This is a genomic window from Microbacterium candidum, assembly GCF_030315975.1.
GTDB classification, from domain to species: domain Bacteria; phylum Actinomycetota; class Actinomycetes; order Actinomycetales; family Microbacteriaceae; genus Microbacterium; species Microbacterium candidum.
The window spans coordinates 418,509-441,870 of sequence record NZ_JASXSZ010000004.1; the positions used below are offsets into that span (position 1 = coordinate 418,509).

A 23,362-nucleotide genomic window follows, 5' to 3' on the forward strand; every position below is an offset into this window, starting at 1 on the left:
ATGCGACGACGGATGCGAGGACGACATGCACGAGGACACCAGGCGGGGAGTGCTCGCCGACGTGCGCGTGGCCGACTTCTCGCGCGTGCTCGCCGGTCCCTACGCGACGATGACGCTCGCCGACTTCGGCGCTGACGTCGTGAAGATCGAGCCGCCTGCCGGCGACGACACGCGCCACTGGATGCCGCCCGTCGATGCGGCCGGCCAGGCCACGTACTTCAACAGCGTCAACCGCAACAAGCGGTCAGTGGCGCTGGATCTGACGACGGATGCGGGCCGGGCCGAGGCGTGGCGCCTCGCGACCACCGCGGACGTCGTCGTCGAGAACTTCCGCCCGGGCGTCATGGACCGGTTCGGCCTCGACTATGAGAGCGTCGCCGCCGCGAATCCCGGAGCGGTCTACGCATCCATCACGGGCTTCGGTGCGGGCGAGGGCGCGGCGCTGGCGGGCTACGACCTCCTCGTGCAGGCCGTCGGCGGGCTCATGTCGATCACCGGCGACCCGGACGGTGCGCCGGCCAAGGCGGGCGTCGCGCTCGTCGACGTGCTGTGCGGGCTGAATGCCGTGAGCGGCATCCTGCTCGCCCTGCGTGAGCGCGACCGCACGGGCCGCGGACAGCGCGTCGAGGTGAATCTCCTCCACAGCCTCCTCTCTGCTCTCACGAACCAGGCCGCGTCGACCCTCGCCACCGGCACTGCGCCGCGACGGCTGGGCAACGCGCATCCGTCGATCTCGCCCTACGCCGTCTATCGCGCCGCCGACCGTGATCTGGTCATCGCCGTGGGCAACGACAAGCAGTTCGCAGCGCTCGCTGCGGTCATCGGCGTCCCCGCTCTCGCGGACGACGTGCGGTTCCTCACCAACGCGGCCCGCGTCGCTCACCGCGACGCGCTGACCGTCGACCTCGAGCGTGCGCTCGCGGGGCGCCCCGCCGCCGAATGGGTCGACCTCTTCGCCGCGGCCGGCGTCCCGTCCGGGCTCGTCAACGATGTCGGCGAGGCCATCGCCCTCGCCGGCCGTCTCGGCCTCGATCCGGTCGTCGAACTCGGCGCGAGCCGCACGGTCTCGAGCCCGATAGGTCTCGGCGCCGCCCCTGCCGTCTACCTGACCCCGCCGCCGACGCTCGACGCGTCGCACGGCGCCGACTGGCTCCCCAGAGAGGAAACCCGATGACCACCGCACCCCGTATCGACCAGGTCTTCGACTTCGACGCCCTTCTCACCGACGAGGAGCGCGCCTGGCAGCAGAAGGCCCGCGCCTTCGCGCAGGAGCGCATCCTCCCGGTCATCGAGGAGGACTTCGAGAACAAGCACTTCCGCCGCGAGCTGATCCCGCAGCTCGGCGCGGCGGGCTTCCTCGGCATGCACATCAAGGGCTACGGATGCGCCGGTGCCGGTGCGGTCTCGTACGGCCTCGTGTGCCTCGAGCTCGAGGCGGCCGACAGCGGCTGGCGCACATTCGTCTCCGTGCAGGGATCCCTCGCGATGAGCGCGATCTCCAAGTACGGATCCGAGGAGCAGAAGGAGCGCTGGCTGCCCGGCATGGCGGCCGGCGAGCTCGTCGGATGCTTCGCCCTCACCGAGCCGCAGGGTGGCAGTGACCCCGCTGCGATGACGACGACCGCGCGCCGCGACGGCGACGGCTGGGTCATCGACGGCGCCAAGCGCTGGATCGGCCTCGCGTCGCTCGCCGACGTCGCCGTCGTGTGGGCTCGCGTCCCGGAGTTCGGCGAGGGCGGGAAGGCCGTCCGAGGCTTCCTCGTGCCGACGCAGACCCCCGGCTTCACCGCCACCCCGATCGACGGCAAGCTGTCGATGCGCGCGTCCGTCCAGTGCGACATCTCGCTGGAAGGCGTGCGTGTCGACGCCGACGCGCTGCTGCCCGGCGCCGAGGGCCTCTCGGGCCCGTTCGGCTGCCTCAACGAGGCCCGCTACGGCATCGTGTGGGGTGCGATGGGCGCCGCCCGTTCGTGCCTCGAGGTGGCCCTGGGGCGTTCGATCACGCGCGAGGTGTTCGGCAAGCCGATCGGCGCGAACCAGCTCACGCAGGCGAAGCTCGCCGACATGCTGCTGGAGGTCGAGAAGGGGATGCTGCTGGCACTGCACCTCGGACGGCTCAAGGAGCGCGGCGCGCTGACTCCGGCGCAGATCTCGGTCGGCAAGCTCAACAGCGTGCGCGAGGCTCTCGAGATCGCGCACCAGGCGCGCACGATCCTCGGCGGCGACGGCATCACGAACGCCTTCCCGATCATGCGCCACGCCGCCAACCTCGAGTCGGTGCGCACATACGAGGGCACCGACGAGATCCACCAGCTGGTCCTCGGCCGCGCCATGACCGGTCTGAACGCGTTCTGATGGACGCCGTCGACACGGTGGATGCCGCCGTCCGCGCGGCGGCCGCATCCGGATTCGAATCCTCGTCGCGCGCCGACCGCGCCACGTGGCTGCGCGCGCTCGCGGCGGCCCTGGAGACGGATTCCGCCGAACTCGTCGCGATCGCCCACGCGGAGACGCACCTGTCCGAGGCCCGTCTGTCGGGCGAGGTCGTCCGGACGGCGTCGCAGCTGCGGTTCTTCGCCGACGTGTGCGCCGACGGCGGGTACCTCGAAGCGACGGTCGACACCCCGGACCCGACGACCATCCCGCCGCGTCCGGACCTGCGCCGCATCCTGCGTCCGATCGGCGTCGTCGCGGTCTTCACCGCCTCGAACTTCCCGTTCGCGTTCTCGGTGCTCGGCAACGACACCGCGTCGGCGCTCGCGGCCGGGTGCCCCGTCGTCGTGAAGGCGCACCCCGGTCATCCCGAGCTCTCCCGTCGCGTGGCGGACCTTGCCCGCACCGCGCTGACCGAGGCGGGGGCTCCCGCAGACGCCCTCGTGCTGGTGGAAGGCGTCGAAGAGGGCATCGCGCTGGTGCGCCACCCGCTCGTCCGCGCCGTCGGGTTCACGGGGTCGACGCGCGGCGGCCGCGCGCTGTTCGACCTCGCCGTCTCCCGGCCCGACCCCATCCCGTTCTACGGCGAACTCGGGTCGGTGAACCCGGTCGTCGTGACGCCTGCGGCGGTGCGGGAGGATGCGGCGGCCCTCGCCGCGGGTCTCGCCGCTTCGTTCACGCGCGACGGCGGGCAGTACTGCACGAAGCCCGGACTCGTCTTCGTCCCGGCCGGTGTCGGGTTCGAGGCCGCCGTCGGGGCGGCTGCGGCGGATGCGCCGGCCCAGCGCCTTCTCACCGACGGCATGACGGACGCGTTCGCGCGCGGTGCGGATGCCTTGGAGGCCCGGGCCGACGTGGCGACGATCGCCGTCGCCGGGGGAGCAGCGGGCACCGAGTCCGCGCCGACGGTCGCGGCGACGACGGCGTCGGCGTTCGCCGCCGCTCCCGAGGCGTTCCAGGAGGAGCACTTCGGCCCGCTGACACTCCTCGTCTCCTATGACGACGCGGCTCCGGGCGGCGATCTCGATGCCGCGCTGGGCCTCCTCGAGGGCAGCCTCACCGGCACCGTTCGGCACGCCGCATCCGACGACGACGAACTCGTTGCGCGCGTGACGCACGCGCTCACGCGCGTCGCCGGACGCGTGCTCTACGACGGCTGGCCGACGGGCGTCGCGATCGCGTGGGCGCAGCACCATGGCGGCCCGTGGCCCGCGTCGACGGCGTCGGTGCACACGTCGGTCGGCGCGACGGCGATCCGGCGCTTCCTCGCCCCCGTCGCGTATCAGGATGCGCCGCAGGCGGTGCTCCCGCGGGAACTGCGTGACGGCAATCCGCTCGGCGTCCTCCGTCGCGAGAACGGCGTGCTGACCGTCTGATGACACGACGAAGGCCCGGATGCCGTGCATCCGGGCCTTCGTGCTGTCATTTGATGAAGCGGAAGTTGAACGGGTAGCGGTAGCTGCCGCCCGCGTTGATGCGCACGCCGCCCATGATCGAGAAGATCACGTTCAGGATGTAGCCGGCCCACCACAGGAGGCTGAAGATCCAGCCCAGGAGCACGAAGCTGAAGACGATGCCGAGGACGTTGATCGCGACGAGGATGATCGTGATCGTGATCTGCCAGTTCAGTGCCTCCTTCGCCTCGACGTTGGTACGCGGACCGCGGTCCTTGCCGACCAGCCAGATGATCAGCGACGGAAGGAAGCCGACGATACCGCCGAGGTTGGCCCACATCGCAAGCTGTTTGTCGGTCTCGGCCGAGTACGGGGCTCCGGGGGAGGCGTACTGCTGCCCGGCCGGCGGCTGCTGATACTGCGGCGGCTGCTGGTACTGCGGCGGCTGGTACTGCGGCGGCTGCTGTGCAGGCGGCTGCTCGGATGCCGGCGGCTGCGCAGGCTGCTGCGGCGGCTGCGCGGGCGGAGGGGTGTTCGGGTCCCCGGGCTCGGCGGCGTTCGGGTCGCTCATCGGAAGCGCCTTTCTTGGGATTGGCGGAGGGTGTCCCGGGCGTGGGCACGCGTGTGCGCACGGGTCCGTGACCTGATCGCTACCGTAGTGGTGGGCTCGAGGCGGCGGCAATGGCCACGCCGGGTTCGGGTGGACCCGCCGGAGGCGTCCGGCGCGGTGGAATCGAGAGGCGGAACATGGCGGACATACAGCAGCGGAGGGTCGGGGCATCCGGTCTTCTCGTCTCGGCGGCGGGGCTCGGCTGCAACAATTTCGGCCGCGCGGGAACGGTCACCGAGACGCTCGACGGCACGCGTGAAGTGCTCGCGGCGGCGATCGACGCCGGCGTCACCTTCCTCGACACCGCCGACATCTACGGCAAGGAGTTCGGGCTCTCCGAGACGCTGATGGGAGAAGCGCTGCGCGGTCGCCGCGACGAGGTCGTCATCGCGACGAAGTTCGGGCACTCCGCATATACGCCCCCCGGAGTAGGCGGCGCGAACGCGTCGCGCACCTACATCCGACGCGCCGTCGAGGCGTCGCTGCGGCGGCTCCAGACGGACTGGATCGACCTGTACCAGCTGCACACCCCCGACGACGACACCCCCATCGAGGAGACGCTCGACGCGCTCGGCGACCTCGTGCGCGAGGGCAAGGTCCGCTATCTCGGGCACTCGAACTTCTCGGGGTGGCAGATCGCGGAGGCGCACTTCACGGCGCTCATGCGCCACGGCATCCCGTTCGTGTCGTCGCAGAACGAGTACAGCCTGCTGCAGCGGCACGCGGAGCGGAACGTGCTGCGCGCCGTGCGACGGTACGACCTCGGCTTCTTCCCGTACTTCCCGCTCTACAACGGCCTGCTCACGGGCAAGTTCACCCGGGCGGGCGGGCCGGACTCGAGCCGGATCATGCGCCAGCGCCCGCACCTGTGGAAGGACGCACCCTGGGACGCCCTCGAGGCGTACCAGGCGTTCTGCGACGAGCGCGGCATCACGATGCTCGAGGCGACGTACGGATGGATGCTGTCGCACCCCTCCGTCGCGAGCGTCATCGCCGGCGCGACCACACCGGAGCAGGTGCGGGCGAATGCGGCCGCATCCTCGGCGTGGACGCCCGACGCCGACGATCTCGCCGCGATCGACGCGCTCTTCCCGCCTCCTCCGCCGGCCTGACGATCCTTGCGGCCCGGACGGCCGTCCGTCGTTCGCTGACAGCGCAGGGCCGTCGATGCACACGTGCAGATTATCGGCGTAACGTCGTGAGCCGCACGGACCTGTCGCGGATGTCTCCGTGCACCGGAAGGACCCACATGCTCGGCAGACTTCTCGTGCGGTACCTGTCGCCCGCGTGGCCGCTCATCATCGGGGTGGTCGTCTTCCAGCTGGCGCAGTCGATCGCGTCCCTGTGGCTCCCGACGCTGCAGGCGAACATCATCGACGACGGCGTCATCAAGGGCGACGTCGACTACATCTGGCGGACCGGCGCCGTCATGCTGGCAGTGAGCTTCGTGCAGATCGCCTGCGCCATCGTCGCGGTCTACTTCGGCTCGCGACTCGCGATGGGGATGGGGCGCGACCTGCGCGGTGACATCTTCCACCGCGTCGTCGGGTTCTCCCAGCGGGAGGTCGGGCGCTTCGGGGCGCCGTCGCTCATCACCCGCAACACGAACGACGTGCAGCAGGTGCAGATGCTCGTGCAGATGTCGGCGACGCTCATGATCTCGGCGCCCATCCTGGCGATCGGGGGCGTCATCTTCGCGCTGCGGGAGGACCCGGGCCTGTCGTGGCTCATGGCGGTCTCGGTGCCTCTGCTGCTCATCATCGTGTCGCTCATCGTCGTGCGGATGGTGCCCGCGTTCCGGTCGATGCAGAAGAAGATCGACCGCGTCAACCAGATCATGCGCGAGCAGCTGACCGGCATCCGCGTCGTCCGGGCGTTCGTCCGCGAGGATCACGAGAAGGTGCGGTTCGCGACCGCGAGCGGCGACGTCCGCGACACGGCGCTGCGCGCCGGCAATCTGATGGCGCTCATGTTCCCGGCCGTCATGCTGGTCCTCAACGTCTCGAGCGTGGCGGTGATCTGGTTCGGCGCATTCCAGATCCAGGACGGCGAGACCCAGGTCGGGACGCTCTTCGCCTTCCTCAGCTACATGATGCAGATCCTCATGGGCGTCATGATGGCGACGTTCATGTTCGTCATGATCCCGCGCGCCGCCGTCTGCGCGACGCGCATCGGCGAGGTGCTCGACACCGAGCCCTCGGTCGCCGCCCCCGCGGTCGCGGAGGAGGCCCCCGCACCCGTCGGGCGCGTCGTGTTCGACCATGTCGAGTTCACGTATCCGGGCGCAGACGCGCCGGTGCTCCACGACGTGTCGTTCGCGGTGGAGCCCGGGACTACGACCGCGATCATCGGCTCGACGGGTGCAGGCAAGACGACCCTCGTCGGGCTCGTGCCGCGCCTGTTCGACGTCACGGGCGGATCCGTCACGATCGACGGAGTGGACGTCCGCGAATACGATCCCGACGAGCTGTGGGAGCGCATCGGGCTCGTCCCGCAGCGCGCGTTCCTCTTCTCCGGCAGCATCGCATCCAATCTCCGCTACGGCGACGGCGCGGCGAGCGACGACGACCTGTGGCGGGCGCTGGAGCTCGCCCAGGCCCGCGACTTCGTCGAGGCGATGCCCGAGGGTCTCGAGGCGCAGATCGCGCAGGGCGGCACGAACGTCTCCGGCGGCCAGCGGCAGCGTCTCGCCATCGCGCGGGCACTGGTCAAGCGTCCCGAGGTCTACATCTTCGACGACTCGTTCTCGGCGCTGGATCTGGCGACGGATGCGGCGCTGCGCCGCGCGCTCGACACGCATCTGCCGGACGCCACGCGCATCGTCGTCGCGCAGCGCGTGTCGACCATCCAGCATGCCGACCAGATCGTCGTGCTCGACCACGGCCGCGTCGTGGGTCTCGGCACCCACGACGAACTCACGCAGACCAACGACACGTATCGCGAGATCGTCGAATCGCAGCTCTCGGTGGAGGAGGCGGCATGAGCGGCCAGTCCTCACAGCAGGCGCAGCGCCGAGGCCCGATGGGCGGAGGTCCCATGCGCGGCATGGGCATGCCCGTCTCCAAGGCTCAGAACTTCGGGCCGAGCGCCAGGCGGCTGCTCGGAACGCTCCGGCCGGACGCAGCTCTCCTGGTGGTGGTCCTCCTCCTCGGCGTCGTGAGCGTGACCCTCAACGTGATCGGTCCGAAGCTCCTCGGCAACGCGACGAATGTCGTCGTCGCAGGCTTCACATCGCTGCAGTTCAAGAACGTGCCGCCCGGCACCACGCAACAGCAGATCATCGACTACATGATGACGCACGGCCAGCAGCAGCAGGCCGATCTTCTCAAGACGATGCAGTTCGTCCCGGGGCAGGGCATCGATTTCGCGCAGCTCGCGTCGATCCTGCTCACGGTCCTCGCCGTGTACATCGGCGCGGCTCTGTTCGCGTGGCTGCAGGCGCGCATCCTGAACGGGGTGGTGCAGCGCGCGATGCACCGGCTGCGGCTGCGCGTCGAGGACAAGATCCACCGTCTGCCTCTGTCCTATTTCGACGGAACCCAGCGCGGCGAGGTGCTCAGCCGGGTCACGAACGACGTCGACAACATCGGCCAGACGATGCAGCAGTCTCTGTCGCAGATGGTGATCTCGCTCCTGACGGTGGTCGGCGTCCTCGTCATGATGTTCCTGATCTCGCCGCTGCTCGCCGTCATCGCCCTCGTCACGATCCCGCTGACGCTGCTGGTCACGGTGCTCGTCGCGCGTCGGTCGCAGAAGCTGTTCGTCGCGCAGTGGGCCGCCACTGGCGTCCTCAACGCCCGCGTCGAGGAGACCTACTCGGGCCACTCGATCGTCAAGGTCTTCGGGCATCAGCGCGCGGTCGAGCGTGATTTCCGCGGTGAGAACGACGCCGTGTACAAGGCGAGCTTCGGCGCGCAGTTCGTCTCGGGCATCATCATGCCGGCGATGCAGTTCATCGGGAACCTCGTCTACGTCGCGATCGCGGTGGTGGGCGGCATCCAGGTGCTCAACGGCCTGATCTCGATCGGCGACGTGCAGGCCTTCATCCAGTACTCCCGCCAGTTCACCCAGCCGCTCGCGCAGCTCGGCTCGATGGCCAACATGCTGCAGTCCGGTGTCGCGAGCGCGGAGCGCGTGTTCGAGCTGCTCGACGAGCCGGACGAGACGCCCGACCCCGAGCCTGCCGCCACGGCGCCGGAGAGCGCCTCCACCCTCCGGTTCGACGACGTCGCTTTCCGGTACACGGCGGACAAGCCCCTCATCCACGACCTGAGCCTGAAGGCCGAGCCCGGCAGCACGGTGGCGATCGTGGGGCCGACCGGGGCGGGCAAGACGACGCTCGTGAACCTCATCATGCGGTTCTACGACGTCGACGGCGGCGCCATCACACTCGACGGCGTGGACACGACGACCATGACCCGCGCCGATCTGCGCTCGCGCACCGGCATGGTCCTGCAGGACACGTGGCTGTTCTCCGGCACGATCCGCGAGAACATCGCGTACGGCCGACCGGATGCGACGGAGGAGGAGATCGTGGAGGCCGCCACCGCCGCCTACGTCGACCGCTTCGTGCACGCGCTGCCGGACGGCTACGACACGGTGCTCGACGACGAGGCGTCGAACCTGTCGATGGGCGAGCGGCAGCTCGTCACGATCGCGCGCGCGTTCCTCGCCGACCCCCGCATCCTGATCCTCGACGAGGCCACCTCCTCCGTCGACACGCGCACCGAGCTGCTGATCCAGCGCGCCATGTCGCGCCTGCGGATCGACCGGACGTCGTTCGTCATCGCGCACCGCCTCTCCACCATCCGGGACGCCGACCTCATCCTCGTGATGGAGAACGGCGCCATCGTGGAGCAGGGTGCGCACGACGAGCTGCTGGCGGCGCGAGGAGCGTACTGGCGTCTCTACAACGCGCAGTTCGAAGGCGCGGCGGAGGAGGAGGACGACCTCGGCCCCGAGCTCGCCGCCCAGGCCGCCGCGCTCGCGGCCCCGGGCGACGTGGACCCGGTCCACTAGGATGTGAGGCACCGTCCACGGTCTCGCGGGCGTGCACGGTCGAAGGGGAGGGCGCGCGTGCCAGAGGTGACGACGCAGGTCCGCACGGTCGCGCTTCCTGACGGGGAGCTCAACCTGTCGTGGGCGGAGGTCACCGACACCGGGCGGCGCCGTGAGATCAACCAGGACGCAGTGCTGACGCTGTTCCCGCTCTTCATCGTCGCCGATGGCATGGGCGGGCACATCGGCGGCGAGATCGCCAGCGCCCGCACCGTCGAGCGCCTGCGCGCCGTCGCTGAGACGGGTGAAGTGTCGTCGAAGTCGATCGAGAAGGCGCTCGCGAAGGCCGTGAAGGACATCGCGAGCCATCCCGGCGCGACCGACGACGGCACGGGCACGACGGTCACCGGTCTCTACCTCGACACCGACGCGGGGGACCCGCACTGGGTGACCCTCAACATCGGCGATTCCCGGGTGTACCTCGCGCGCGACGGCAGCCTCGTCCAGATCACGACCGACCACTCCGTCGTGCAGGAGCTCGTGGCCGCAGGGCGGCTCAGCCCCGAGGAGGCCGAGCACCACCCGTACGGGAACGTCATCACCCGAGCCGTAGGGCCGAGCGACAGCGTCACCCCCGACTACGTGCGTCTGGACCTCGTGGACGGCGACCGGTTCGTGGTGTGCTCCGACGGGCTCACGAAGGAACTGACCGACTACGGCATCCAGCACTTCCTCGCGGAGCACGACGACCCCGCCGAGGCCGTGGAGGCCATGCTCGCCGCGGCCCTGGAGAACGGCGGACGCGACAACGTGACGATCATCGTGCTGAACGTCGCCGTCTCCTCCACGCAGGACGAGGACGTCTCCTCCACAGAGGACGACGTGCAGGGCGACGCGGCGTAACCCTCCACACCTCCGGCCGTTCCCGTTCCGGATCGCGGGCGGTGGATTGACTGGGGCGATGCCCTTCGCCGACCCGTCCGCACCACTTGCCCTGCCCGTCCCGCCTGACCCTCCGCGGCGGCCCGCGGTGCCGCTCCTCGCGTCGGTCGTCCCGATCGTGGGCGCGGCAGGGCTGGCGCTTGCGACGGGCTCGTACGCGATGCTCTGGTTCGCGGCCCTCGGCCCGCTCATCGCCGGGGCGACGCTCGTCGACGGAGCACGCGCCGCGCGCCGCGCGCGGAGGACGGCGGAGGGCGAGGCGATCGCAGCCCGCGCGCGCATCGCCGACGAGATCGCGCACCGGCATGACGTCGAGCGTGCCTCCGTCAGAACACGACATCCGGATGCCGCGGCCCTGTGTCTCACCGACGCCGGCGTATGGCGCCCCGTTCCCGGCCGGGGCGAGGCGCTCGTCGTCGGCAGCGGCGAGCGCGAGAGCACGCTGCGGGTCAGCGGGGGAGGCGACGGCCCTGAGGACGCGCGGCTGCGCGCCCGCGCTGCGGTGCTCGACCGCGCGCCGGTGACCGTGCCGCTGCCCGACGGGGTCGCGGTCGTCGGGCCCGACGCCCTGGCCGAGGCGGTGCTGCGCGCCCTCGTCCTGCAGGCCTGTCTCGTGCACGCTCCAGAGGATCTGCGGATGCTGGAGCCGCAGGACGCCGACCGCGCCTGGATGCGGGATCTCCCGCACGTACGTGCCGGCGGCGTTCGCTCCGGTGGTCCCGGCCGGACATCCGTGGTGCTCGGTGTGAGCGGGCCGGATTCGGTGGCGCCGTCCGCAGACGTGCTCGTGGCCCGCGTGCGCCCCGGTGACCCCGTGCCGGCTCGTTGCGCGGCCGTGCTGACGCTGACCTCGCCGGGCAGGGGAACGCTGCATTACGCGGGGGAGTCCCGCACCATCGAGGTCGAAGCGATCTCCGTGGGGCAGGCCACGGCGCTCGCTCGAGCCCTGGCGGCCCGCGCCGGGGCGGCCGGGGCTGCGGACGGCGGCCCGGTCCGGCTCGCCGACCTGGTGCCGCTCGATCGCGCACCGGCATCCGGCCGGGGCACGCTGTCCGCCGTCATCGGTGCAGCGGGCGGGGCTCCCGTGGCGGTGGACCTCGTCGCCGACGGCCCGCATGCGATCGTCGCCGGGGTGACGGGATCGGGTAAGAGCGAGCTGCTCACGACGTGGGTGACCGCGCTGAGCGCGGCCTATCCGCCGGGCGAGGTCACGTTCCTTCTGGCCGACTTCAAGGGCGGCACAGCCTTCGACGCGCTGCGCCGTCTTCCGCATGTGGCGGGCGTCATCACCGACCTCGACGAGGCAGGCGCACGGCGGGCCGTGGAGAGTCTGCGGGCGGAGCTCCGGCGCCGCGAGGCGGCGCTCGCCGCCGCAGGCGTCCGCGACATCGGCGACGAGCGGGGCGAGCTCGCACGGCTCGTCATCGTCGTGGACGAGTTCGCGGCGCTTCTGGGCACGCATCCCGACCTGCACGCCGTCTTCACGGATGTCGCCGCGCGCGGGCGCGCGCTCGGCATGCATCTCGTCCTCGGCACGCAGCGTGCCTCCGGGGTCGTCCGCGACGCGCTCCTCGCCAATTGCCCGCTGCGGATCAGCCTGCGGGTGACCGAGGCGGCGGACAGTCGCGCACTCCTCGGGACCGATGCCGCGGCCGACCTGCCCGGGGCTCCGGAGGCACGCGGCCTGGCGCTCCTCCGCTGCGCCGCAGACGACGCGCCCCGCAGGATGCGGGTCGCGCTGACCGACCCGGAGCTCATCGCCGCGGTCGCGGAGCGGTGCACGCCCGTGCCCGCCGTGCGCAGGCCGTGGATGCCCGCGCTCCCTGCGCAGCTGTCCCTCGACGACCTCCGGCGCATCGACGACCTCGGCGGGATCGACGACGTCCCCGGGCCTGCCGATCGCGAGGGCCTCGATCCCGAGGGACTGGTCATCGGGCTGGTCGACGAACCCGACCGCCAGCGCCAGGTGTGCGGCAGCCTCGGGCCCCGCGAGCGGGGCCTCGTCGTCCTCGGGGCGGCCGGGAGCGGGCGTTCGACCGCGCTGGCGACCCTGTCGGCGCAGGTGGGCGACGATCGACTGATCGTCGTCCCCTCCGATCCGGAGGGGGCGTGGGATGCCGTCGAGCACGCGCAGATCGCGGCTCCCGGCTCGGTCGTCGTGGTCGACGATCTCGATGCGCTCCTGACGCGGTACCCGCTCGACTATGCACAGGTCATGGCCGAGCGGATCGAGCGACTGGCCCGTGGGGGCGGGGATGCCGGCATCCGTCTCCTCGTCGGCGTCCAGCGTCCGTCGGGGCCGAGCGCGCGGGTCGTCGAGCTCATCTCACGGCGCCTGCTTCTCGCCGCAGCATCCCGCACCGACCACTTGGCCATGGGCGGAACGGCGGAGCTGTATCGTCGCGATCTCCCGCCGGGGCGTGGCGAACTCGACGGACGGGCGATCCAGGTCGCCGTGGCCTCCCGCGCGGTGGCGGCCCACGCGCGGCCCCCAGTGTCCGTCTGGGCGCCGTCGGACGCCGTGACCGGGCTCGTCTTGCGGAGCGGAGTCCGCCCGCCCTCTCGGCCGGGTTTCGACCTGGTGGACGTGCGCACCATCGCCGACGCCGCGGTGCTGCTCGGCGCGCAGCGGACGCTGATCGTCGGCGACCCGGAGGCCTGGCAGCGCGGGTGGCGGGTGCTGGAAGCCGTGCGCGAGCGCGACGAGCTGCTGATCGACGCCGCATGCGCGCCGGACTTCCGCGCCCTGACGGGCGACCGCGAGCTGCCGCCGTACTGCGCCGCGGGCACGGACCGCGCGTGGCTCCTGCGACCGGGTGCGCGCCCGGTCAGGGTCGACGTCGGCGCGAAGGAGCCCCGGGGCTGATCGCCCCGGGGCTCCTCGTGTCTCAGATCGACGAACGGTGTCAGGCCAGCGCGTCGGCGAGGGAGGCCAGCTCGAGCCCGTGGGCCGTCGCGACGCCTTCGTTGACGATACGGCCGCCGACGACGTTGAGGCCCCCCGCGAGGGCGGCGTCGGAGCGCAGCGCCTCCTTCCAGCCGCGACCGGCGATCTGCCGGATGTAGGGGAGGGTCGCGTTCGTCAGCGCCGACGTCGACGTGTTCGGCACGGCGCCCGGCATGTTCGCCACGCAGTAGAACACCGACTCGTGCACGCGGAAGGTCGGGTCGTCGTGCGTCGTCGGATGCGTGTCCTCGAAGCAGCCGCCCTGGTCCACCGCGATGTCGACGAGCACGGAGCCCGGCCGCATCCGCGCCACCATGTCGTTCGTGACGAGCTTCGGAGCCTTCGCGCCCGGGATGAGCACCGATCCGATGACGAGATCCGAGTCGACGACCGCACGGTCGAGGTCGAGCGGATTGGATGCGGCGGTCTTGATACGCCCCTGGAAGTGGTCGTCGAGGAACCGGAGGCGCTGGATGTTGGTGTCGAAGATGGTGACGTCGGCGCCCATGCCCGCGGCGATGACGGCCGAGTTCGCACCCGCGACGCCGCCGCCGATGACGGTGACGCGCGCAGGACGCGTGCCGGGGACGCCCGACATGAGGAGCCCGAGCCCGCCGGACGAGCGCATCAGGGTCGAGGCGCCCACCATCGGTGCGAGGCGGCCGGCGACCTCGCTCATCGGAGCGAGCAGCGGCAGCCCGCCGCCGGCCAGCTGCACCGTCTCGTACGCGATCGCGGTCACGCCCGACTCGATGAGCCGGTCGGTGAGCGGGCGATCGGCCGCGAGGTGCAGGTACGTGAAGATGACGAGGTCGTCGCGGAAGTACCGGTACTCGGACTCGATCGGCTCCTTCACCTTCAGCAGGAGCTCGGCACGAGCCCAGACCTCGGCGGGGTCGTCGACGAGCGTCGCTCCGGCCGCCAGGTATTCGTCGTCCGGCATGGACGAGCCGGTGCCCGCGCCGGACTGCACGATGACCTCGTGGCCGGCCGAGACGAGGCCGTGCACGCCGGCCGGTGTCAGCGCGACGCGGTACTCGTTGTTCTTGACCTCGGTGGGAACGCTGATCCTCATTGATATCGCTCTTTCTGTGCGCCGTTCGGGCGCGCTTCAGACGGGGCGGCAGGGCGCCGCCCTCATACGGTCGGGCGAATGCTCCCGACATCGTGACCGCCGCCGGTGACCGACAGCGGAAGCAGGGACATCGCGTCTGCGACGTCGGCGGCGCGCAGAGCGCCGGCCTTCTCGAGGATGCGGAGGGCCACGGCCGCCGTCGCGCGGCCGCTGCCGTCGAGCATCTTCAGCGCGACGGTCGTGCCATCGGGCGCGACCATCACGTGCACGCCCTCGGCTCCGCCCTTCGCGAAGACGCCGAGCCGGTCGATGAGGACCGTGTCGGGACGCCCGGGCCCCGCGATCGCCCACGGGTTCTCGCGGACGGCACGCACGAGCGCACCGGCCGAGCGGTGCAGCGCGAACGGCGACGACTCAGACGATCCGCCGATGCGGTGGATGGCGCGCGCGAGCCCCGCGAGCGTCATCGCGTAGACAGGGGCGCCGCATCCGTCGACGGCCGTGGCCGCCATGCGCTCGCCGGTCATCCGCTCGATCAGCTCGCGGATGTGGATCTGCAGCGGGTGGTTCGGCTCGAGATAGGTCGCCGTGTCCCACTCGTTGGCGACGCATGCGAGGAGCATCGTCGCGTGCTTGCCGGAGCAGTTCATGCGCACGCGTGTCGGCTGCCCGAGCTCGCGGACCATGTCGTCGCGCGTGGACTGGTCGCCGGGCCACGCCGGCGGGCAGCCGAGGTCGTCCTCCCCGAGGCCGCCGGCCGCGAGGATCTCGCGCACGACGGCGGCGTGACTGTCGGTGCCGGTGTGGCTCGCCGTCGACAGGGCGAGCTGGAGTCCCTCGACGGACGCACCCGCCGTGATCGAGCCGAGCGCCTGCAGAGGCTTCATGCTGGAGCGCGGGAAGACGAGGGCGGAGGGGTCTCCCCACGTGCCCGCGACGGTCCCATCGGGAGAGAGGACGATCGCCGATCCGACATGTCGCGACTCGATGAATCCGCTGCGTTCGACGACGGCGAGCTCGACGGCGGCATCGGCTGTGAAGGTCTCCGGCACCCGTCCAGCCTACCGCCGGTGCCGATCCTGGAATACTGACGGAATGCTCGGCGAACACCGTTACACCGTCACATCCGTCTGGACCGGCGACCGGGGCACCGGGACGAGCGGATACCGCGAATACGACCGGTCGGTCACCCTTTCGATCGAAGGGAAGCCGGACCTCCTCGCCTCCTCGGACAAACCCTTCCGCGGCGATCCGTCGAAGTGGAATCCGGAGGACCTGCTCGTGGCATCCCTCTCCGAATGCCACCTGCTGTCATACCTTCACGCGTGCGTGACGGCCGGCGTCGTGATGACCGCCTACTCCGACCACGCGTCCGGCCTGATGGTCGAGGACGGCAAGGGGGGCGGTGCATTCGCCGAGGTCGTGCTCCGGCCGCACGTGACGGTCGCCGATGCGTCGATGACGGATGCGGCCACCGCCGCCCACCACCAGGCGCACGAGTGGTGCTTCATCGCGAACTCGGTGAACTTCCCGGTGCGCGTCGAGCCCGTGATCGAGGTCGCCCGAGGCTGAGCGGACGGCGCCGTGCGTCAGAGGCGCTCGTGCGGGAGGACCTGCTTGATCCGGTCGATGCCGTGCGCGGGAGCCTCGTTGTATGCGTTCGCGAGCTCCTGGCCGGAGAGGGCGTGGATCGACGACATGATCTCGTCGGTCGCCAGGCGCCTGGCCTTGCCCGACTCCGCCGTCCCGTGCTTGGTGAGGTCGAGCGGCTCGCCGAAGCGGATCGCGATGCGCGGGCGCAGCCTCGGGAACTTCGCGCCGACCGGCATGATCTTGTCCGTGTTGACGAGCCCCACCGGGACCACCGGGGCTCCGGTCTGGAGTGCGAGGAACGCGACGCCCGTGCGGCCCTTGTAGAGGCGGCCGTCGAGGGAGCGCGTGCCTTCCGGGTACATCGCGGTCGCCTGCCCCGCTTCGAGCATGCGGCGGCTCTGGCCCAGAGCATCGAGCGCCGCCTGACCCGCACCGCGGCGGATGGGGCTCGCGCCGATCGCGAGGAACAGCTCGCGGTTGACCCATCCCTTGAAGCCCGTGCCCTCGAAGTAGCTCGACTTCGCGAGGAAGTGGACCTTCCGGGGCGACGCAACCGGGATCACGATCGAGTCGATGAACGACAGGTGATTGCTCGCGAAGATCACAGCGCCGTGCTTGGGGACGTTGTGCCTGCCCTCGATGTGCGGGCGGTAGAGCACGCGCACGAGCGGAACGAGGATGAAGCGGATCAGCCCGTAGAGGAAGCCGGCCGTGCGGGGTTCGGCGTCATCGTCCTCCGGGAGCTCCGAGGGTCCGGACGCGGAGGTGTCGGCTTCTGTCACCCCACGAGGGTACTCTCCAGTCCATTCCGTCGCGGTTATGGGGTCTTGCACGCGTCCCTCCCAGCCCGGACACACGATCATAGGGAAGGATAAGTACATTCCTGTTCGTCTTCCGTGAGGTTTCCGTGCGCATTCGTCCGATCGCCGCTCTGTCCGCCGTCGCCGTCGCGGCCTTCCTGCTCGCCGGCTGTTCGTCGTCGGGCTCCCCGTCGGCATCCGGCTCGCCGTCCGCCTCGGCATCCGCCGACCTGTGCTCCGCCGCCGCCGCCGAAGGCGCCGCCGTCAAGTCCGTCAAGGTGACGGGCGAGGTCGGCAGCGAGGCGTCCGCCACCTTCGACAAGGGCCTCTCGGTCAGCAAGATCCAGCGCGTGGTCGTCAAGGAGGGCACCGGCCCCAAGGTGAAGGCCGGCGACCTCGTCGAGTACGCCCTCACCGCCTACAACACCGAGACGGGCGCGAAGCTCGGCGCCGTGGGCTACGGCAAGGGCCAGGTGCTGCCCTCGCAGATCTCCGCGGACAGCCCGCTCGGCCAGGTCTTCGGCTGCGCGCCGGTCGGCACGCGCGTCGTCGCCGCGTTCCCGGGGACCGAGTCCGCGCCGGGCGAGGTCTACGTCCTCGACCTGCTGCGCGTCGTCCCCGCCAAGGCGTGGGGCACCGACCAGACCCCCAGCGCCGCCGGGATGCCCGCCGTCAAGCTCGCGAAGAACGGCGAGCCGTCGATCTCCATCCCGAAGGGCGCGACCGCGCCGACCGAGACCAAGATCGCGGTCCTGAAGAAGGGCGACGGTGAGACCGTCGCATCCGGCGATCAGGTTCTCGTGCAGTACAAGGGCGTCCTGTGGGACACGGGCAAGGAGTTCGACTCCAGCTGGACCCGCGGCACCCCGGCGAGCTTCCAGACCACCGGCGTGGTCAAGGGCTTCCAGAAGGCGCTCGAAGGCCAGACCGTGGGCTCGCAGGTCCTCGTCGTGATCCCGCCGGCCGATGGCTACGGTGACACCGCGCAGGGCTCGATCCCGGCGAAGTCGACGCTCGTGTTCGTCGTCGACATCCTCGGCACGCAGCACGCGACCGCGCAGTAAGACGTCTTCAGCACGGCGGATGCACCCTCTCCGGAGGGTGCATCCGCCGTTTTCGGACTGGGTAGGCTGACGGCGTGCGGCGCATCCTCATCCTCGGCTCCACCGGTTCGATCGGGACGCAGGCTCTCGACGTCATCCGGGCCAATCCTTCGCGCTTCGAGGTCGTGGGGCTCGCCGCCGGCTCGAACCGGGATGCGGTGGCCGCCCAGGCCGCCGAGTTCGATGTCGAGCACACCGCGTTCGGCGCGCTCGAGGCGGAGCAGCTCGTGCGCGACGTCGAAGCCGACGTCGTGCTGAACGGCATCACCGGATCGGTCGGGCTCGGGCCCACCCTCGCGACGCTCGAGACGGGGCGCACGCTCGCACTCGCGAACAAGGAGTCGCTCATCGTCGGCGGCGAACTCGTCACCGCGCGCGCCCGGCCGGGACAGATCGTGCCGGTCGACTCCGAGCACTCCGCGATCGCTCAGGCGCTGCGGTCGGGGACGCACTCCGAAGTGCGCCGGCTGGTGCTGACCGCCTCCGGAGGGCCGTTCCGCGGCCGTTCGCGCGACTCGCTCGAGGGCGTCACTCCGGCCGAGGCGCTCGCCCACCCCACGTGGGACATGGGCCGTGTCGTCACGACGAACTCCGCGACCCTCGTGAACAAGGGCCTCGAGGTCATCGAGGCGCATCTTCTGTTCGACGTGCCGTTCGGCGACATCGACGTCGTCGTCCACCCGCAGTCGATCGTGCACTCGATGGTCGAGTTCTGCGACGGCTCGACGATCGCGCAGGCCTCGCCCCCCGATATGCGGCTGCCGATCTCCCTGGGCCTCGACTGGCCGAACCGCGTCGGCGGCGTCGGGCGCCCGCTCGACTGGACGAAGGCCACGTCGTGGACGTTCGAGCCGCTCGACGACGACGCCTTCCCGGCGGTCCGCCTCGCGAAGGACGTCGGGCGCGCAGGCGGGACCTATCCCGCCGTCTTCAACGCGGCCAACGAGCAGGCCGTCGATGCGTTCCACGAGGGCCGGCTGCCGTTCCTCGGCATCGTCGACACCATCCGGCGCGTGGTCGACGCGCACGACGCTCCGGACGCCCTCACGCGCGACTCCCTCGCGGAGGCGGAGCGCTGGGCGCGGGATGCCGCGGACCGCGCCATCGCCAAGGCCTGACGCGTCCTACGTCGGTCGTTGAGCGAGGGAGCGTAGCGACCGAGACGAAACGCGGTGACCTCGCGAGATCGGCTCGCCGCGTTCGTGTCCGCGTTTCGTCTCTGCGTTTCGACTCTCTTCGCTCGCTCAACGACCGTCGCACGCTCAACGACCCGTGGGCCGCTCGACGACGCGCGGAAGTGAGCCCTACCGCCACTCCCGCTCGGGATCCGAGAGCGGGGTCTCGTCCTCGGGGTACGGGACGGGCCAGTGCGGCTCGGGCACGGGCCATCCCGCATCCCGCAGCGCCCTCCGGGCGAGCTCGCGCGCCGAATAGGGCGTGCGCACCCCGCGGATGTCGCGGTAGTCCTGGTGACCGGGACCGCACCACAGGATCGCGTCGCCGTCGCCGACGAGAGCGACGGCTTCGATGATCGCGCGCTCCGGGGGCGAGTACTCGAGGAGCTCGGTGGCGGTGCCGGCCCGCCGCGCGCCCTCGAGCAGGGTCGCCCGGATCGAGTCCGGGTCCTCGAAGCGCGGGTGGTGGTCGGTGACGATGAAGATGTCGCTGCCCTCGGCCCCGGTGCGGCCCATGTCGAGGCGCTTGGTCGCGTCGCGGTCGCCGTCGGCGCCCATGACGAACAGCACCTTGCCGGGCGTGACGTGCCGGACGGCCGCGAGCGTCTTCTCGAATGCGTCGGGGGAGTGGCCGAAGTCGACGTACACCGCCGGTCCGCGATCGCCCGAGACGAGCTGCGTGCGGCCGGGGAGATACGCGTCGATGCGCCCGGAGCCGCCGGCGGAGGCATCCAGCGCCCCGACGAGGTCCTCCCATGCGTAGCCGCCCTCGAGGATCATGACGATCGCGAGTCCGGCGTTGGCGGCCATGTGCCGTCCGATCACGGGGACGATCGTCGTGAGCGTCCGCCCGTCGCGGGAGGTCAGGCGGAACTCGGTGCCGGTCTGGCGCTCGTCGAGGATGTCGACGGTCCAGTCGGCGGAGGCCCCGGCATCCGGGTCCGCTGCGATCGCGGGGGTCACGATCGTGACGGACGGCACCTCGCTGCGCTCCGCGACCTCGAGGCCCGGCTCGGAGTCGAGCGAGATGACGGCCCGGCGCGCCCAGTCGGGGCGGAAGAGCTGCATCTTGGCCTCGAAGTACTCGCGCATGTCGGCGTAGTCGTCGAGGTGGTCATGGCTGAGGTTCGTGAAGCCGGCGACGTCGAAGACGAGCCCGTCGACGCGGTGACGGCTGAGAGCCTGGGCGCTGACCTCGACGGCCACGGCCTCGACCCCGCGCTCGCGCATGAGTGCGAGGAGCGCGTGGAACTCGGATGCCTCGGGGGTCGTCAGACGCGACACGATGACCTCACCGGCGATGTGCCGCTCGGCGGTGGAGGAGAGACCGGTGACGACGCCGAGCTGCCCGAGGATCCCCTCGAGCAGGTGCGACACGCTCGTCTTGCCGTTCGTCCCCGTCGTCGCGAAGAGGGTGGGGATGTCGTCATCCGGACCCGTGCCGTACACCCACGCAGACAGGTCGCCGAGAAGCGCGCGCGGGTTGTCGACGACGACGATCGGAAGACCGGATGCGGCGGCGATCGCCGCGCCGTCCTCGTCGGTGATGACGGCGACGGCGCCCTTGTCGGCCGCGGTCTGCGCGAACTCGGCGCCGTGCCGGTTCACGCCGCGGATCGCGACGAACGCCTCACCGGCGCGCAGGTCGGCGGTCGCCAGCGTGATCCCGGTCAGGGTCACGTCGGAGGGGCCGCGGAGCTCGCCGCCGAAACGCCGCGCGAGATCGTCGAGCGTGCGGACGGGCGGGTGCTCCGGTCGGAGGACGGGGGGCAGGTTCGCGGGTGCGGCAGGGGTTGTCGGCATGGCGCATCCATCATCCCCCGGCCGTTGGGCGAACTCAAAGCGCGCGCGAGTACCGTGGGGCGGGTGACAGTCGTGGCCTTCGTGATCGGCATCCTCCTCATGGTCGTGGGGCTCGCCGTCTCGATCGCGCTGCACGAGCTCGGCCACCTGTGGCCCGCCAAGAAGTTCGGCGTCCGCGTCGGGCAGTACATGATCGGGTTCGGCCCGACGCTGTGGTCGCGCCGCAAGGGCGAGACCGAGTACGGCGTGAAGGCCATTCCGCTCGGCGGATACATCTCGATGGCCGGCATGTACCCGCCGTCTCCTGAGATGTCACGCGCTCCGATCGCGGGCGACACCGGAACCGCACAGGCCCGTGACGGACGTGCCGGCAGCGGCTTCTTCGCGACGATGGTGCAGGACGCGCGCACCGCGAACGACGAGACGCTGCGCGGCGCAGACGACGACCGCGTCTTCTACAAGCTGCCGATCTGGAAGCGCATCGTCGTGATGCTCGGCGGGCCGACCATGAACCTGCTCCTCGCGATCTTCCTCTTCGCGCTCCTCTTCAGCGGCATCGGCGTGAAGACGGCGACGACGACGGTCGCCGCGGTGTCGCAGTGCGCCGTCACCACCGCATCCGCGCGGACGACGTGCGAACCCACCGATCCCGTGGCGCCCGCTGCGGCCGCGGGACTCAAGGCCGGCGACGAGATCGTCGCGATCGACGGAACGCCGGTGTCGACGTTCACCGACGTGTCGACCATTGTGCGCGATTCGCCCGACCAGCCCCTGCAGGTCGAGATCCGCCGCGATGGGCAGACGCAGACGCTGACCGTGACGCCGATCTCCGCGACGCGCGGCAAGACGGACGCGCAGGGTCGGCCGGTCAGGAACGCCGACGGGACGACCGCGACCGTCCAGGTCGGATTCATCGGCGTGACCCCGCAGCAGGACTACGTGCGTCAGCCGATCTGGACGGGGCCGCAGGCCGCGATGCAGAACGTCGGAGCCGTCGCCGGCATCGTCTGGCAGATGCCCGTCAAGGTCTACGAGACGGCGACGACCCTTGTCACGGGAGGTCAGCGCGACCCGAACGGACCGCTCAGCATCGTCGGGGCCGGCGTCCTGGCCGGAGAGGTCGCTTCGGCGAATGCGCCGGTGCTCGACCGGGTCAACGGCATCCTGGGCCTTCTCGCCTCCCTGAACATCGCGCTCTTCGTCTTCAACCTGATCCCCCTTCTGCCGCTCGACGGCGGCCATGTCGCGATCGCCCTGTGGGACGGTGCGCGTCGTACGTGGGCGAAGATGTTCCGCCGGCCCCCGCCCCCGCAGGTCGACGCCACGAAGCTCGTCCCGATCACATATGTCGTCGTCATCGCCCTCATCGTGATGGGCGCTGTGCTGATCATCGCCGACCTCGTCAATCCGGTCTCGCTGTTCGGCTGACCCGGGCGCTCTCGGAGGACGGATTCGCGGCTGAGCGGTGGCCTCCGGTCCGATAGCCTGAAGGCATGACGCACACCGGCAATCCTTTCGGACAGGTGCTCGTCGCGCTCGTCACACCGATGACGGCCGACGGCGAGGTCGACTGGCCCGCCGTCGAGAAGCACATGGACGACGTCATCGTCGGCGGCGCCGACGGCATCGTCGTGACGGGCACGACCGGCGAGACCAGCACGCTGACGGATGCCGAGAAGCTCAAGCTCGTCGAGGTCGGCAAGGACGTCGCATCCGGCCGCGCCACCATCATCACCGGCGGCGGCTCGAACGAGACCGCCCACGCGATCGAGCTCTACAAGGCGAGCGAGAAGGCCGGCGCGGACGGCATCATGATCGTCACGCCGTACTACAACAAGCCCACGCAGGCGGGCATCCTCACGCACTTCCGCCTGGTCGCCGACGCGACCGACCTGCCGGTCATCCTGTACGACATCCCCGGTCGCACCGGCGTCCCGATCAAGTACGAGACGATCCTGCGCCTCGCGAAGCACCCGAACATCCTCGCCGTCAAGGACGCGAAGGGCGACTTCAGCGAGGTGAGCCGTGTGCTCAACCAGACCGACCTGATGTACTTCTCGGGCGACGACTCGAACGTGCTGCCGCACCTGTCGATCGGCGCGACGGGGCTCATCGGCGTCACGGCGAACATCACGTCGCGTCCGTATCGGACGATCGTGGATGCGGTGAACCGCGGCGATCTCGCCACGGCCACCGCCGAGCACAAGCGCCTCGAGCCGCTCGTGCGCGCGCTCATGACCCACGTCCCCGGAACCGTGTCGGCGAAGTACGTCCTGCACGGCCTCGGCCGCATCGGAAGCCCCCGCGTGCGCCTGCCGCTCGTCGGCCCCGAAGAGTGGGAGGCCGCGATGATCGAGGACGAACTCGCCCTCGTCAAGGACGTGCCCGGCGCCGACTTCTCCAACTTCCGCCCCGACCGCAACGCGGCCGCCGGCGGTGCCCTGCCGAAGGTGCACGGCACCACCCGGTAGTCGCCGACAGGGATGCGT

General features: G+C 70.8%; 18 protein-coding genes. 13 read left to right on the forward strand and 5 right to left on the reverse strand.

What is annotated here, in order from left to right:
- Nucleotides 1-25: 25 nt before the first annotated feature.
- Genes QSV35_RS14265 through QSV35_RS14275 form a run of 3 tightly spaced genes read left to right on the forward strand, consistent with a single transcriptional unit; the run spans nucleotide 26 to nucleotide 3,809 of the window.
- Nucleotides 26-1,174, forward strand: coding sequence for a CaiB/BaiF CoA transferase family protein (locus QSV35_RS14265; protein WP_286289449.1), 1,149 nt, complete (start codon nucleotides 26-28; stop codon nucleotides 1,172-1,174).
- Nucleotides 1,171-2,355, forward strand: coding sequence for an acyl-CoA dehydrogenase family protein (locus tag QSV35_RS14270; RefSeq protein ID WP_286289450.1), 1,185 nt, complete (start codon nucleotides 1,171-1,173; stop codon nucleotides 2,353-2,355). Before QSV35_RS14265 ends, QSV35_RS14270 begins: the two co-directional genes overlap by 4 nt.
- The gene (locus QSV35_RS14275; RefSeq protein ID WP_286289451.1) at nucleotides 2,355-3,809 is read left to right on the forward strand and encodes an aldehyde dehydrogenase (NADP(+)); all 1,455 of its coding nucleotides are present in this window, start codon (nucleotides 2,355-2,357) and stop codon (nucleotides 3,807-3,809) included. The genes QSV35_RS14270 and QSV35_RS14275 overlap by 1 nt, the downstream gene beginning before the upstream one ends.
- 46 nt (nucleotides 3,810-3,855) lie before the next feature.
- Here QSV35_RS14275 and QSV35_RS14280 read toward each other — a convergent pair whose 3' ends face one another.
- Nucleotides 3,856-4,398, reverse strand: a complete 543-nt coding sequence (locus tag QSV35_RS14280) for a DUF4870 domain-containing protein (protein ID WP_286289453.1) — start codon at nucleotides 4,396-4,398, stop codon at nucleotides 3,856-3,858.
- A gap of 176 nt (nucleotides 4,399-4,574) precedes the next feature.
- On the opposite strand from QSV35_RS14280, the gene QSV35_RS14285 reads away from it, so the two are divergent.
- The 5 genes from QSV35_RS14285 (at nucleotide 4,575) to QSV35_RS14305 (ending at nucleotide 13,243) form a co-directional block, all read left to right on the forward strand.
- A complete protein-coding gene (locus tag QSV35_RS14285) occupies nucleotides 4,575-5,549 on the forward strand; it encodes an aldo/keto reductase (protein ID WP_286289454.1) in 975 nt (324 codons plus the stop codon).
- Nucleotides 5,550-5,686: 137 nt separating this feature from the next.
- Nucleotides 5,687-7,420 carry an ABC transporter ATP-binding protein gene (locus tag QSV35_RS14290; RefSeq protein WP_286289455.1) on the forward strand — a complete coding sequence of 578 codons (1,734 nt, stop codon included), beginning with the start codon at nucleotides 5,687-5,689 and terminating at the stop codon, nucleotides 7,418-7,420.
- Nucleotides 7,417-9,456: an ABC transporter ATP-binding protein gene (locus QSV35_RS14295; RefSeq protein ID WP_286289456.1), complete on the forward strand. Its 2,040-nt coding sequence runs from the start codon at nucleotides 7,417-7,419 to the stop codon at nucleotides 9,454-9,456. The genes QSV35_RS14290 and QSV35_RS14295 overlap by 4 nt, the downstream gene beginning before the upstream one ends.
- A 57-nt stretch (nucleotides 9,457-9,513) precedes the next feature.
- Nucleotides 9,514-10,338, forward strand: a complete 825-nt coding sequence (locus tag QSV35_RS14300) for a PP2C family protein-serine/threonine phosphatase (protein WP_286289457.1) — start codon at nucleotides 9,514-9,516, stop codon at nucleotides 10,336-10,338.
- Between the two features lie 58 nt (nucleotides 10,339-10,396).
- Nucleotides 10,397-13,243 carry an FtsK/SpoIIIE domain-containing protein gene (locus tag QSV35_RS14305; protein ID WP_286289458.1) on the forward strand — a complete coding sequence of 949 codons (2,847 nt, stop codon included), beginning with the start codon at nucleotides 10,397-10,399 and terminating at the stop codon, nucleotides 13,241-13,243.
- Between the two features lie 40 nt (nucleotides 13,244-13,283).
- On the opposite strand, the gene ald is transcribed toward QSV35_RS14305, so the two are convergent.
- Both ald and QSV35_RS14315 read right to left on the reverse strand, forming a co-directional pair.
- Nucleotides 13,284-14,399, reverse strand: coding sequence for an alanine dehydrogenase (gene ald / locus QSV35_RS14310; RefSeq protein ID WP_286289459.1), 1,116 nt, complete (start codon nucleotides 14,397-14,399; stop codon nucleotides 13,284-13,286).
- A gap of 62 nt (nucleotides 14,400-14,461) precedes the next feature.
- Complete coding sequence (locus QSV35_RS14315; RefSeq protein ID WP_286289460.1) at nucleotides 14,462-15,451, reverse strand: asparaginase; 990 nt, start codon at nucleotides 15,449-15,451, stop codon at nucleotides 14,462-14,464.
- Between the two features lie 43 nt (nucleotides 15,452-15,494).
- Here QSV35_RS14315 and QSV35_RS14320 point away from each other — a divergent pair, with 43 nt between their 5' ends.
- A complete protein-coding gene (locus QSV35_RS14320) occupies nucleotides 15,495-15,971 on the forward strand; it encodes an OsmC family protein (protein WP_286289461.1) in 477 nt (158 codons plus the stop codon).
- A 17-nt stretch (nucleotides 15,972-15,988) separates the two neighbouring features.
- Here QSV35_RS14320 and QSV35_RS14325 read toward each other — a convergent pair whose 3' ends face one another.
- Entirely contained in the window at nucleotides 15,989-16,774 is a 786-nt protein-coding gene (locus QSV35_RS14325) for a lysophospholipid acyltransferase family protein (RefSeq protein WP_419956846.1), read from the reverse strand.
- 125 nt (nucleotides 16,775-16,899) lie between these two features.
- Between QSV35_RS14325 and QSV35_RS14330 the strand changes: the two genes are divergently transcribed.
- Nucleotides 16,900-17,856 carry an FKBP-type peptidyl-prolyl cis-trans isomerase gene (locus tag QSV35_RS14330; RefSeq protein ID WP_286289462.1) on the forward strand — a complete coding sequence of 319 codons (957 nt, stop codon included), beginning with the start codon at nucleotides 16,900-16,902 and terminating at the stop codon, nucleotides 17,854-17,856.
- 74 nt (nucleotides 17,857-17,930) lie between these two features.
- On the forward strand, nucleotides 17,931-19,013 hold the full coding sequence (dxr, locus tag QSV35_RS14335; protein WP_286289463.1) for a 1-deoxy-D-xylulose-5-phosphate reductoisomerase: 1,083 nt from the start codon (nucleotides 17,931-17,933) through the stop codon (nucleotides 19,011-19,013).
- 186 nt (nucleotides 19,014-19,199) lie between these two features.
- Here dxr and QSV35_RS14340 read toward each other — a convergent pair whose 3' ends face one another.
- Nucleotides 19,200-20,873, reverse strand: a complete 1,674-nt coding sequence (locus QSV35_RS14340; protein ID WP_286289464.1) for a Mur ligase family protein — start codon at nucleotides 20,871-20,873, stop codon at nucleotides 19,200-19,202.
- Between the two features lie 63 nt (nucleotides 20,874-20,936).
- Here QSV35_RS14340 and QSV35_RS14345 point away from each other — a divergent pair, with 63 nt between their 5' ends.
- Together QSV35_RS14345 and dapA are read left to right on the forward strand one after the other, a co-directional pair.
- Nucleotides 20,937-22,301, forward strand: a complete 1,365-nt coding sequence (locus QSV35_RS14345) for a M50 family metallopeptidase (RefSeq protein ID WP_286289465.1) — start codon at nucleotides 20,937-20,939, stop codon at nucleotides 22,299-22,301.
- Between the two features lie 65 nt (nucleotides 22,302-22,366).
- A complete protein-coding gene (dapA, locus tag QSV35_RS14350) occupies nucleotides 22,367-23,344 on the forward strand; it encodes a 4-hydroxy-tetrahydrodipicolinate synthase (protein ID WP_286289466.1) in 978 nt (325 codons plus the stop codon).
- The last annotated feature ends 18 nt before the right edge of the window (nucleotides 23,345-23,362 follow it).

What these genes read in the sequence shown, in the direction of transcription:
- QSV35_RS14285 (WP_286289454.1), top strand. Translation starts at nt 4,575, where the DNA reads ATGGCGGACATACAGCAGCGGAGGGTCGGGGCATCCGGTCTTCTCGTC.
- QSV35_RS14290 (WP_286289455.1), top strand. Translation starts at nt 5,687, where the DNA reads ATGCTCGGCAGACTTCTCGTGCGGTACCTGTCGCCCGCGTGGCCGCTC.
- QSV35_RS14275 (WP_286289451.1), top strand. Translation starts at nt 2,355, where the DNA reads ATGGACGCCGTCGACACGGTGGATGCCGCCGTCCGCGCGGCGGCCGCA.
- dapA (WP_286289466.1), top strand. Translation starts at nt 22,367, where the DNA reads ATGACGCACACCGGCAATCCTTTCGGACAGGTGCTCGTCGCGCTCGTC.
- QSV35_RS14320 (WP_286289461.1), top strand. Translation starts at nt 15,495, where the DNA reads ATGCTCGGCGAACACCGTTACACCGTCACATCCGTCTGGACCGGCGAC.
- QSV35_RS14340 (WP_286289464.1), bottom strand. Translation starts at nt 20,873, where the DNA reads ATGCCGACAACCCCTGCCGCACCCGCGAACCTGCCCCCCGTCCTCCGA.
- ald (WP_286289459.1), bottom strand. Translation starts at nt 14,399, where the DNA reads ATGAGGATCAGCGTTCCCACCGAGGTCAAGAACAACGAGTACCGCGTC.
- QSV35_RS14305 (WP_286289458.1), top strand. Translation starts at nt 10,397, where the DNA reads ATGCCCTTCGCCGACCCGTCCGCACCACTTGCCCTGCCCGTCCCGCCT.
- QSV35_RS14270 (WP_286289450.1), top strand. Translation starts at nt 1,171, where the DNA reads ATGACCACCGCACCCCGTATCGACCAGGTCTTCGACTTCGACGCCCTT.
- QSV35_RS14280 (WP_286289453.1), bottom strand. Translation starts at nt 4,398, where the DNA reads ATGAGCGACCCGAACGCCGCCGAGCCCGGGGACCCGAACACCCCTCCG.
- QSV35_RS14265 (WP_286289449.1), top strand. Translation starts at nt 26, where the DNA reads ATGCACGAGGACACCAGGCGGGGAGTGCTCGCCGACGTGCGCGTGGCC.
- QSV35_RS14295 (WP_286289456.1), top strand. Translation starts at nt 7,417, where the DNA reads ATGAGCGGCCAGTCCTCACAGCAGGCGCAGCGCCGAGGCCCGATGGGC.